At 44.7% G+C, this 12,505-nt stretch carries 8 protein-coding genes; 6 read left to right on the forward strand and 2 right to left on the reverse strand.

All coding sequences use genetic code 11. The features are described 5' to 3' along the window. Positions 1-199: 199 nt before the first annotated feature. Positions 200-1,438 (reverse strand): DUF3373 family protein, encoded by a 1,239-nt coding sequence (locus S4054249_RS00340; RefSeq protein ID WP_046354297.1) that lies wholly within the window; start codon positions 1,436-1,438, stop codon positions 200-202. 161 nt (positions 1,439-1,599) lie between these two features. Here S4054249_RS00340 and S4054249_RS00345 point away from each other — a divergent pair, with 161 nt between their 5' ends. The 6 genes from S4054249_RS00345 to S4054249_RS00370 all read left to right on the forward strand — a co-directional run bounded on the left by S4054249_RS00345 (position 1,600) and on the right by S4054249_RS00370 (position 10,493). After that, the gene (locus tag S4054249_RS00345) at positions 1,600-3,558 is read left to right on the forward strand and encodes a methyl-accepting chemotaxis protein (protein WP_046354296.1); all 1,959 of its coding nucleotides are present in this window, start codon (positions 1,600-1,602) and stop codon (positions 3,556-3,558) included. Positions 3,559-3,690: 132 nt separating this feature from the next. After that, positions 3,691-4,542, forward strand: coding sequence for a D-hexose-6-phosphate mutarotase (locus S4054249_RS00350; RefSeq protein ID WP_046354295.1), 852 nt, complete (start codon positions 3,691-3,693; stop codon positions 4,540-4,542). A 60-nt stretch (positions 4,543-4,602) separates the two neighbouring features. Further along, positions 4,603-5,985, forward strand: coding sequence for a sigma-54-dependent transcriptional regulator (locus S4054249_RS00355; RefSeq protein ID WP_046354294.1), 1,383 nt, complete (start codon positions 4,603-4,605; stop codon positions 5,983-5,985). Further along, positions 5,975-7,258, forward strand: coding sequence for a sensor histidine kinase (locus S4054249_RS00360; RefSeq protein ID WP_046354293.1), 1,284 nt, complete (start codon positions 5,975-5,977; stop codon positions 7,256-7,258). The genes S4054249_RS00355 and S4054249_RS00360 overlap by 11 nt, the downstream gene beginning before the upstream one ends. A gap of 94 nt (positions 7,259-7,352) precedes the next feature. Then, complete coding sequence (locus S4054249_RS00365) at positions 7,353-7,595, forward strand: hypothetical protein (protein ID WP_046354292.1); 243 nt, start codon at positions 7,353-7,355, stop codon at positions 7,593-7,595. A gap of 66 nt (positions 7,596-7,661) precedes the next feature. Beyond that, a complete protein-coding gene (locus tag S4054249_RS00370) occupies positions 7,662-10,493 on the forward strand; it encodes a TolB family protein (RefSeq protein ID WP_046354291.1) in 2,832 nt (943 codons plus the stop codon). 65 nt (positions 10,494-10,558) lie between these two features. On the opposite strand, the gene S4054249_RS00375 is transcribed toward S4054249_RS00370, so the two are convergent. Continuing rightward, positions 10,559-12,370, reverse strand: coding sequence for a PKD domain-containing protein (locus S4054249_RS00375; RefSeq protein WP_046354290.1), 1,812 nt, complete (start codon positions 12,368-12,370; stop codon positions 10,559-10,561). Positions 12,371-12,505 lie beyond the last annotated feature (135 nt).

The raw sequence follows: 12,505 nt of genomic DNA on the forward strand, positions 1-12,505 counted from the left end.
GCGTACATTTTGTTAGTCAAAAGTCAGTTTATATCTGGGTGGGATTACATGATTGTTTTTTATAATCAGTGATTTAGTTTTTTGGCTGTAAATAAATGGTCAACAGTGCCTGAGACATACTTTTTTCTATAAAAAAATTCTACTTTTATTACTTTTTTCGGCCAAATACCATTATTTGGCCGTATTTAAAGAGGCGGTTTTAAAAGTAGTAGCCAAAATTGAGATTGAAGCGTCTTTGTGTATCATCACTGTCGCCAGCAATGGAGCCACCAACGAAAGGTTGATTTTTCGCATTGACAAAATCTAAATAGGAGAAAAATGCACCTGCTGACATAGAGACACCCGTTACGTTCATCCATGTATCGTTGCTGTTATCTGATTTATCGTAAATGATGCCAAAATCATTATAAAATTGTAGCGCATTGATGGGTCCTAATTTGACCTTCATGTTATAGGCAACATTAAAGTTAGACAGGGTTGCTTGTGCTGCGATTGAGTCATAAAAAGCATATGCGCCAACGGCGATTCTATCTATGCCCGCGATATCATAATCATATTCACCATGCTGTAGCTGTACATTCCATTTGCCAATATTGGCATTCAAATGCACAGCCCATGCTTGGTACTCGCCCGCTTTTTCAATGCCATTGTGCAGATCGCCCATTAAACCTGAAACGCCGAACTCGGTTGTACCGCCCTTGTGCTTGAAATGATAGCCATAGCGACCAGAGAACGTATTGTATTCACCCAACGGTTGAGTAGGGTCATCATAAATGCCTTCTGCTTGAGGACGCGCACCAACAATGTCATATGAGTAACGATCGCTACGTGATTCAACGTAACCGTCTACGCCGCCCAATTCATCATTTTTAAAAAAACCTAAATCGAGCTGCCAATTGTCTGCCAGTTTGCGCTTAAATAAAATGCCCATGTCGTGGTCGTCTTCTAACCCAACATAATAAGTAGTACCAAAAAACCAGCTGTGAGAATTATATGGCCAATTGCCAAACGGCACTTTGGTCATGCCGACTTGTGCTTGCCAGTCTTTGGCAAAATCGTAATATAAGTACGCATACTTTACCGCGGTCATATAGTCAAAGTAACGCCACTCGGCATTTAAACCAAAACCACCGATATTGCCGGAAAAATTTAGCCTAAATACATCGAGTTCAAAATCCCCACCGCGGTTTTTATTATCATCATCATAGGATGTGTGACTGAGGGTGGTTCTGACCGCTCCACCCACTTTAATGCTGGGGGCTGATTTGTCGACTTTGGTTTTACGTTTTTGCTCAGCTTCCAGCTTCTCTATTTTCTTCTGTAATTTTTGGAGTTGCTGTTTTAACTCGGCAAGCTCAGCGTCATTTGCAAAAGCGGGTGAAGATAAGGTTAAAAACAACAGGGTGGCGCCAAGGTATTTGCGTTCTGTGCGCGGCATAGGGGTTTATCCTTAGAAGCAGGCGTATCTGTCATAAAGCGTAGCTGAGTATTTGTGGCTGTCCATCAACAACCCTCGGTTGATGGAAGAAATTTTTCAATCTTTTTGTATAGTTGAAGATCTAGAACTATATTTTTTGAATGCCCACAGGAAGTTTCGCTATGACAATCTCACAAAAACTACGCCTTGCATTCATCGCCGCTATTGTGGTGCCACTATTAATTATCGCGGTCATTATCATTACTCAAACAAGACAGCTTGCGGTAGATAAATTTGTTGAAATGAGCAGTCGAGAAGCACAGCAAATCGATAATGGCATCAGTATGTTTTTCGAGGAGGTAGCGAAAAATGTGACCTATTTGGCCAATCATCCAGATGTGCTCAATGGGCGCAGTCAGGTGTCAGTTTACATAGATAACAGCACTGCCGAGCAAATGACGCCGGACTCAGGGACAGAGGTGGAGCAGCGCATGTTTGAGTTGTATCAGCAATTTGGTACCTCCCATCCTGGTATTTCCTACATTTACTTCGGCAACTCTGAAGGTGGCTATATTCAATGGCCTAAAGGTCAGGTCAGTGCGAATTATGATCCGCGCGTACGCCCTTGGTATAAAACCGGAAAAGAAAAGAATGGTCAAACAGGTTTGACAGATGCCTATTACTGGGAGCCAGATGATACGGCGATTATTTCCACTACTAAAGCAGTAAAATCGGGCGGACAATTTATTGGTGTACAAGGCATGGATGTGTCGCTCAAAGGGCTAACAGATATCATCAAGAGCATTCGCTTGGGCGAAACAGGCTATTTAATGCTGGAAGAAGCCAGTGGCACTATTTTGGTCAATGCCAAACATCCAGAATACACTTTTAAGCACATTGATGAAGTTGAAAATGGTTTGTACACAGAGTTGAATCGCAGTCCAGACGGCCTGTTTGAAATTACCATAGATGGTGTTGATTTTTTCTCCAACATTTATACATCTAAGACCCTTGGTTGGAAATTTATCGCCTTTGTGGAGCAGCAAGAGGTCATGAGCAAAGCCAATCAAATGAAGCTCACAGTGTTGGTGATCAGCTGCGTTTTGGTGGCTATTTTTATTGTTATGGCATCTTATATCGCGAAATTGCTGTCCGGCCCAATTGTCAATGTCAGTGATGGTTTGACCGCCATTTCTCAAGGCGGAGGTGACTTGACTCAACGGTTGGAAGTCACCACCAAAGATGAAACGGGTAAGCTTGCTGAGAGCTTTAATCAGTTCTTACACTTAATAGCGCAGCTGGTGCAGCAGATTAATCACTGTGCGCAGCAGGTGAATCATACGGCATTGACTACGGCAGGGCAGGCGGATGAGTTGACAGGCTCCACCAGTGCGCAACAGCAATCGTTGGAGATGGCGGCAACAGCCATCAATGAAATGGCCGCCACAGCCAATGAAGTGGCATCAAGTTGTGCGAATGCTGCGGAGCTTGCGGCTCAAACTCAGCAAGCCTCTGAGCTAGGTCAAACGGTGATCACCGAGACGGTAGACAGCGTTGCTGAGTTGTCTGGTGTCATCAATCGGGCGACTTCTGACATCACTAAGCTCGACAGTGAGAGTGAAAATATCATGTCAATTTTGAGTGTTATCCGCGGCATTGCTGAGCAAACTAATTTACTGGCACTGAATGCGGCGATAGAGGCCGCTCGGGCTGGGGAGCATGGTCGTGGTTTTGCTGTTGTTGCAGATGAAGTGCGTGCTTTGTCGCAGCGCACATCGGAGTCGACGGAAGAAATAGCATCTCAATTAGATAAGTTGCGTAAGATGACTGAGGGCGTATCTACAGATATGACCAATAGTCTAGAAAGAACGGAGAAAACCGTAGAGCTTACTCACTCTGCGCAGAATCAATTTATTGAAATTACTCAGTCGATTCAGAATATCAGTGATCTTAATACGCAAATCGCAACGGCTGCAGAAGAGCAGCAACATGTGGCTGAAGATATCAATCGTAATGTGGTTGAAATTAAAAATGCGGCTGACAGTGTCTCTATGATAGCCAGCGATACCTGTGACAACGGAGATAAAATGACCGGTTTGTCTAAGCAGCTGACAGAGTTGGTTGGCAAGTTTAAAGTTTAGCCTATGAAAACTCTAAGGTGCTGTTATTTTGAACTAATTTGTTGAAGATCATTCATACTGTGCAAATCAGGTTTACTCTGTGCAGACGGCTCGGTAATGTAAGGGCAGTTGAACTAAAATTAAAGGTGGAGCATGGAATTTTCCGACTCAGTTAAATTAGCAAGAACAGACACTGGACTTGAGTATTTTGATGTGAAGAGTCCTCTATGTCAGGCGAAAATTTTTCTGCAAGGCGCGCAAATTACAGAGTTTATCCCAACAGGTAAAAGTGACCTAATGTGGGTATCGGCGGATGAAGATTATCAAGAAGGTAAATCGGTACGCGGTGGGATCCCCATTTGTTGGCCATGGTTTGGTGTGCATGAAAATGCAGATTGGCCAGCACACGGTTTTGCACGAAAAATTGTTTGGCGTGCTGAGCGGGTGACTGAAACCCCAGACGCTGTGCGTATTTCGCTGTCATTGCCTATGATGCAAGTAGACAAACAATTTTGGCCACATGAATCTAAACTGGAAGTTGAGTTCATTTTGACCGAGCAGCTAGAGGTTAGATTGACGAACACCAACTTGGGCGAAGCCCCGTTCTCACTGACACAAGCGCTTCATACATATTTTCCTACTTCAGACATTAAAAACACGACGGTTGATGGGTTGCAAGGTGCCAAATACATCGAATTTGGCGAGGGCCCATTTGAGCAATCAGAAAAGGTGAGTTTTGCGCGTGAAACGGACATGGTTTATACGCAGGCAGCACCGGTACAAAGCATTCATACACCGGAGGGTATCATTGAGGTTGGCCGCGAAAACTCATCATCATGTGTGCTGTGGAATCCGTGGATTGAAAAATCAAAACGTTTGAGTAATTTCCAAAATGAAGAGTACTTAGGCATGTTGTGCTTAGAAGCCGCTAATGTGCTTGAAGATATTGCGACTGTGGAGCCAGGCCAAAGTCATACATTGGCAACGACTATCCGCTGGCGTTAAGCTTTTCCTCCTGCCTTGATTTATCGTATCCTAACGGAAAAATACTGTTAGGATACACCTATGCCTTTGCCCCGCATTTTGATTGTTGACGATAATGTCGAAGTACGATTGAGCGCTGCTTACTTTTTGGAAGACCAAGGCTTTGAAGTTATTGAAGCTGACTCCCCCAGTACGGCAAAGCAGCTACTGAGTGTCACATCTTTCGATATCATTTTACTTGATATGAACTTTGCGAGAGACACCACCTCCGGGCAAGAGGGCTTAGACTTTTTAACTTGGTTGCAAGCACAGCAGGGGGCGCCAGCTGTGTTATGTATAACAGGATGGGGTAGCGTTAAACTGGCAGTTAAAGCACTACAACTTGGTGCCAGCGATTTTATCGAAAAGCCATGGCAAAATGCCGCATTACTGGTTTCAATTCAGCAGCAACTCGCCTTACAAAAAAAACAACAAACTCAGTTAAACCAAACACTGCAACCAGAGCTGGAAACAGATATTGAGTTTGTTTGGCAATCTGCGTCTATGCAGACGCTGGAGCGCAAGCTATCACGGCTCGCACAATCAAACGCCGCTATTTTATTGTGCGGCGAAAGTGGAGTGGGCAAAAGCCACTTAGTATCGTGGTTACATCAACACTCTTCGCGAGCTACAGGGCCTCTAGTGAGCGTAAATATGGGGGCACTATCTGAATCATTATTTGAAAGTGAGCTGTTTGGTCATGTGAAAGGTGCTTTCACAGATGCCAAGCAAAGTCGAGAAGGTCGCTTCACTATGGCTTCAGGCGGTACGCTGTTTATGGATGAAATTGCCACTCTCTCTATGCCGCTACAGGCGAAGCTGTTGCGTGTATTAGAAACTGGAGAGTATGAGGTGTTAGGTAGCAGTAAAACTATACGCAGTGATATTCGGTTAATTTGTGCGACTAATGCCGATCTGCCAGCGTGTGTGGCACAGGGCACTTTTCGACAAGATTTATTTTATCGTATGAATACTTTTGTGTTTGAGCTGCCACCTTTGCGCGAGCGCCAAGCTGATATTATCCCTTTAGCATCCTATTTACTTGCTAAGCATGCAACGCGTTATGGGATGGCGACCAAGTCGATGGATGATAAAGTGATCCGTACGTTACAAACGTACCCATGGCCGGGTAATATTCGCGAGCTTAGTCATGTGATGGAGCGTGCATTATTGATGAGCGAAGGCAGTCAAATTGAGTTACAAGATTGCCAGTTAAGATTAGCGAGGCCATCCATACCTGACGATGCGACACCGAATACATTATCTGAAACAACGGGGACGTTGGCTGAGATGGAAAAACGTATGATTATGGATGTAATGACACAAGAGGGAGGTGTGATAAGTCTAGCTGCACAAAAGCTGGGCCTCACAAAATCTTCTTTGTATCGTCGATTAGATAAATATGGCTTAAAGCATGACGCGTAACTTTGAGCGCACGCTTAAACTATACCTGTGGCTGCTCAATGGTGTGATCAGTGCGTTATGTGTTGTTATTGGCTTGGCATTGTCAGTGTCTATTTGGTTGGTTGTACTCATTGCCATTGTATTATTTATCGGGTTGCAATGGGCCTCGCATCACATGTTGTCTCGTTTAGTTGGTATTTTCAAACGTGCCAGCATTCAACTCGAAGCCATGCAGCAGGCAGACTTCACTTTTCAAATAACGCCCCACTTCCAAGATGGCCACATTGCACGTTTTGAGCGTGAATTGGTGACCTTGAGTGAGGGGATGCATCAACAAAAGTCGCTGTATAACAGTCATATGTTGATTATTTATCAGTTGATAGATAAGCTATCTAGCCCCATCTGGGTGTTTGATGAGGGCAGTAAACTCAATTATGCGAACCCAGCATTTAGTTTAATTTATCAAAGACCATGGCAAGGAGAGCGGGGCCGCGAAGCTGAAACATTAGGCCTGATTGAAGCCGGAGGGCAGTGGCAATTCTCTGATCATCTTTTAAATACACAATGGTCATTGGCGAGCAGTGAGTTTTTCGAGCAAGGCAAGCGGTATAGCTTGGTTATTGCGACAGACATTCGTCGTGCACTTCGTCATCAAGAACTGGCTGCGTGGCAGCAATTAATTCGTGTTATCAGTCATGAGATCCATAATACGCTGACACCAGTGAGTTCGTTGGCCCAGACACTACAAAGTAAAGTGAGTGCACCAAGAGATGAACATGCACTGTGTGTTATTGAGCAAAGGTGTCAGCATTTACAGCAATTTGTCGCCCGATTTAGTGAGTTGTCCAAACCCCTAGAGCTCTACTGCCACAGAGTAGAACTCCTTGACTTATTGATATCTGTCAAAGCGTTGATAGGGGAAATGTATGATGATCAGACTATACAGCTAGAGTGCAGGGTCAGTGAGTGTTTGTGCGACCCTCAGCTGTTGGAACAAGTGTTAATTAACTTATTGAAAAATGCTGCTGAAGCAAATTTGAGCCATACGCCAAAAGGAAAAGTAATTAACCTCGGTGCACATTATCAAGCGGGGCATGTGGTAATAACTATCGCAGATCAAGGCGGTGGATTTGCAAATTTAGACAATGTGATGACACCGTTTTATTCGACTAAACAGGCGGGTCAAGGGATCGGCTTGACACTCAGTCGACGTATTGTTGAGCAGCATGACGGCAGTATGATAGTAAGCAATGGTTTACAGGGCGCAGAAGTAAAAATCACCCTACCTAGTTGATAATAATTATCATTACCATATAATTAACACCTATAAAGAGTCAGTGACAGTCTAATGGGACGTTGCTGAATTTGACTTGACTGAGGAGTGTATTGTGTTGGTGTTATATCCGTTTATCGCTTTTCTTGTTATGACGTTTGCCATAAAGCATATCCAATTACCTATTCATACTAAACGTTGGCTGAGCCGCGTGAGTGTTTGGGCAGTTGCAGCTGCTATGGCGACAGCAAAATTTACTTTGGGACTCAGCGCATTATTTTCTATGGTCGCATTTATTGTTGTCGGCGCGATTTTAACCTTATTTACTTCACTGGGTGCGATGACACGCAACGATTAATCCTTCCTTGATGCCTAAAATTGGCATAAGGTCTACTAAATAGTAGGGTTGTACCAAGGATTTTTGATGTGCAGTAGGATATTCATTGTTTTAATACTGCTTGTGTGTTGTGTACCTAAATTGGCGCAAGCACAGAGCTGGCAGTCTATTCACAGTCCGCATTTTCGGGTGCATTATCTACCACAATACCATGCTTGGGCGAGCGCAGCAGCCATTGAGCTTGAAGCGGTCAGGCAGCGTGTTCTGGAAGAGCAAAACCGAGCATTGGATGTGGTGGTCGATGCCATTGTCATCGATCCCTATAATCTACCTAATGGCTTTGCGCTGCCAAGTTCGGACAGCCCTTTTATGGCTTTGTATACTACGCCACCGCAATCTGATACTGCAATTGCTCATAGCCCTAGCTGGCTGAAGTTATTGGTTTTACATGAGTATATTCACCTCGTACATCTGTCACAACCAAGTCGTCATGGTCTGAAGCAGCGGCTTCGAGATTTCAGTGACAGCTACGATTTGGCAAGTGCTGTTTTGCCGAGGTGGGTAGCAGAAGGGTATGCCACACTGCAAGAGTCTAAGCTGACAGGCAAGGGACGTTTGTATGATAACTATAGTGAAGCGTTATTGCGTGAATATGCTCGTCAAGGCGCTTTATTGCCTTATCATGCGCTCAGTGATGGGGATGGCAGCTATCGAGCTAGTGCTATGGCATATCTACTTGGCGCGCGCTTTCTTGCTTGGCTAGAACACGAGTATGGTGAAGCGACTCTCGATGCGGTTTGGACGCGCGTTAATGCAGTCGAAGGGCGTGATTTCGACATCGCATTTCAAGGTGCCTTTGGTAAACCAGCGATGCAGCTATATCGCCGTTTCATTGCCCAATACACCTATCAAGCCATGGCAGCGGCACCCCAAAGTACGCCGGCTGTGAGTCAAGAAGTGATGCAATTTGGTTTTGCTGCGCGCGATATGCAGTTTTCTCCTGAGCAGCGAAAATTTCTGGTGGTTGAGTCAAGTCAAGCAGGGAAAGTGACATTAACTGTATATAAAAGTGAAATAAATCATCAAGCTATTAGCCAATTTGAGCAGCGCCAAGCTGCGATAATAAAGGCTGATCCAAGTGACATACCGGACAAACGACCTGACTCATTTGTGCATGAAAAGCTCGCGTCTTTAGCATCTGTCAATTTTTCTGGGATTTACCACCCACAGTGGCGGGATGAAGACACCATTTATTTTGTCGGACGACAAAAAGTACCATATGGTTGGGAAAATGCGCTATTTGAGTGGCAGGTTGAGGCCGATGAGGTGAAGTCTGTATCTAATAGCTTTGGAATACGCCGTTACGCTCTATTGGACGATTTAACGGTTATTGCTGAACGTGTCGAGCATGGTTACTCGCAGCTAATACAGTTTTCATTACAAGACCAACATATGACGCCATTGTCATCGCGAACGCTAAGTACAGTTTATGATTATCCAGTGATCAGCCCAAATGGGTCGCAATTGGCCTATTTGAAAACGAATCAAGCAGGTCTGTGGCGATTATATGTTGCTGAGTTGGAGGCATTGAATGCCAGTCATATGGCCATCCCTTTACCGGATAAAGCCCAATATGTGACTTCGCCACGTTGGAATAAGGAAGGGACAGGGTTGTATTTTATTGCAGGGGTCCAAGGTGCTTTAGGTATTTATCACTATGACTTAAAGCGCGAACAATTGGCGCAACTGAGTTTAAGTGGGCACGTTGTTGAGGAGCTCGCCGGTGAGTTTAATGCGCAGTTGTGGTTTGTAGAAAGCACACCCTATGGTTCAAAATTGAGTGCTTTACCTGATATTGATGTGCTTAAAACACAACAAATGACTTTGAAAAAACCTCACTCCGTCGTTGCAACGCAGTTTAAAAACACTGAGCCGACACCCGCCTTGTCATCACCTTGGTTGGCACAACAATATGTATCTACGCCGCAGGACTGGTCATTGGCGTTTTCAGTACAAGGTGCCTCAGCGAGTACGCAAGTGGTGAGCTTTGCTATTGCGGGTGCTGATGTACTCAAGCAAAAAAGTTGGCAAGTGGGCGTGAGTACATCATTGTTTGATGATGTGCTGCAAGGTGGTTATTTTGATTTTGCATATCGACGTGGTGACATGACACTGCGCAATCAGTTTAAGTTGCATACGTTTGATGCAACAGCACAGAGTGTGGTATCTGAGGTGCAAGGTGAGCATGATCTGTGGTCAAATACGGTGGATATGTCCTTGGCATTTCAATGGCAAAAGTGGCGCTGGCGTCCTTATGTCGGCAATTACATAGAACATCGTCAATACCAAGATACAGCATACAGTTACTGGTTAGGAAATACGGTGTCTTTTCATCATAATCAGCAGCCATTTGCCCTTAACCTTGCGTTAGATGGTGCTAAAGTGTGGGGTGATAATACAGGTCACGAGATGACACTGAATACGGCAGCAACACTTTGGGACTGGCCGTTTTATCTCAATGTGACAAACCGTTATCGACCGCATCACACATTTAGCATAGGCGGGTTTGCGACCAATAGCCTGTATACCGATGTAGGTGCTAGCCAGCAGCATATTGCTGATCTACCGTTTTGGTTTGACTCCGGCAATCACTATTTAGGGTATGAATTTGCGACCAGTTGGCGTGAAGGGAGACCGCGTTTATATTTTGCACAGCACAATCTTGATAGCGAACGGGCTGTTAAAAGTTGGGGTGTAAAATGGCAGGTTGCACTTAGTCAACGTGTCTTAGGTAGCGCAGCCAAATATGCCCCCGCAGGGATTTCAAATATGCGTTTTGATATTGGTATTTCGCGTTTATCTGCCGAGCAACATCACACCGAGTGGCGCGCCTGGCTGGGGCTATGGCACCCTTGGTAAGCTGTGTGTTAAATAAAAAGGCGAGTAGATACTCGCCTTGTGTAATTGGTTGGTTTGATATAATTTTATTCGGTATAAGTTGCCACAAGCTTCACATTTGCGTACGCGCTGTAACCTCGAAGCATAACCCAGTGCTTGCCAGCACCACTTGTGATGTTACAAGACTCATTGTTACCCCATCTATATGGGCGACAGTCATAAGTAGACGTCGTTGGTTTGCTGCCTTTTCTGACATATAAGTCAGCGTCCCCTGAGCCACCAGAAATGCTCACTTGTACATTGGAAGCACCTGCTGGTAAGTCTAAATAATAAAATGCAGTTGCTAATCTATCGCCACTTAACCCTTCTTTTGCAACGCCATTAATCAATTTGGCTGGATCTGTACTTGGGTCTGTCAACTGTACTTGTTTAGTCGTTGTAGCTGATGCGCCTGTTGTATCCGTGACGGTTAGTGACACAGTGTACTGGCCATATGCTGTATAGTCATGCGTGACGTTGGCACCAAAGCCATTGCTCGATGCATCACCGTAGCTCCATTCATATTGGCTAATTGCGCCATTAGGTGAACTTGACGCGCTGCCATCAAAGGTACAGCTTAATGCTGTGCAGTCAGCAGTGAACTGAGCGACTGGCATAGGATCACTATTGTTATCACCGTCAGGAATTTGGTTGTTGAAGTGACTGGCGACTTTTGGCCAGATCAGACTGACTTTAGCCCCTTTGTTGTGGCAGCCACCAAGGTGATGTAATGCGATCACTTTGTTAGTTGCTGCTGCAAGTACTGGTGAGCCAGATGAGCCACCAATGGTGTCACAATAGTAACCTAAGTCAGTACCAGTACCACGTCCATTGGCGTTTGCGTTGTTGACTGAACATAACCCATCTGTGTCGCGATCCGACTCAATAGATAATTCTTTTGGATTGCCTGAGCCGTGCTGCGGGATATAGATACGCTCACCTTGCGTTGCGTCACGAACATCCAAGCCAAAGTAGCCGAATGGCTGTGCTTTAGCAAAGTCGTTGATAGTGAACAAGGTATAATCTAGCGTATAGTCTGTGGAGAGGAAATCTTTACCAGTGACTTTAACTACAGTCTCTTTGACTGAACCATTACATGACGTATGCTGATAGTTAAACCACACTTCCGTATTGCTTAGCTCTGATGCACTCTCAACACAATGGTTGTTAGTAAACATACGGTTATCTGGACCAACACGCCAACCTGTACATAGTCCGCTACCATTCATAAGTAAGCGTGCTACAGGACGGCTGCGTTCAAACTCTGTTGGGTGACTATTAGCCCAGCATTGCACATCTTTTCTTTCCATTGCGCCGCAGGTTGAGCTAATACCGATGTCCGTTGCAGGTGTAAGTTGTGGTTCATTTTCTGTGCCATGGTCGTAGTAGTCGATGATGGCATTGTGAGTTGTTGTTACTTGGCTGCCAGGTGTGTACTCTACCACTGCCGTTTCGGCAGAAATAGACATGGCAGAGAAGCTGGTGACGCCGTCGTCGGTTTGACTCAAGGTCGCTGCGCGCATGTTGTTTTCAGTGTATTCATAGCGTTCGCTGCCATCTTCTGAACGCACTACTAATTTACCACCGCCAGCTAAATTAATATTTTTAAAGTGTAGCTTGATGTAGCTTGCGTTCGGGTGAGTAACTGTTTGGTTGATGGTTTGCGTGACACTGTCAGCTGTCATTGTTGACATTGCTTGAGGCTGGATCACCAAGTTTAACTCGGCGCGTTTACCAATCGTAGCCATACTGGCTTTGCTGGTGTATTGCATCATTTGCGCTTCAGTAAGCGCGGTTGTTTGTGCAAAACAGCTCGCAGAAGCCAGTCCTAGTGCAGATAATAGATAACGAGTTTTCATTTATGTTCCTTGTTAGTTTGTGTTGAGTAATATTTAAACAACAACAAACAAGGTAATCTTATAATTCGCAATTGTAAAGGAAATGATAATTAAATATTTTTATTGTGTTTATTTTTGGGTCTTTCAATTAGGGTT

Origin of the sequence: Pseudoalteromonas luteoviolacea (assembly GCF_001750165.1) — a bacterium.
Lineage (GTDB): Bacteria > Pseudomonadota > Gammaproteobacteria > Enterobacterales > Alteromonadaceae > Pseudoalteromonas > Pseudoalteromonas luteoviolacea_G.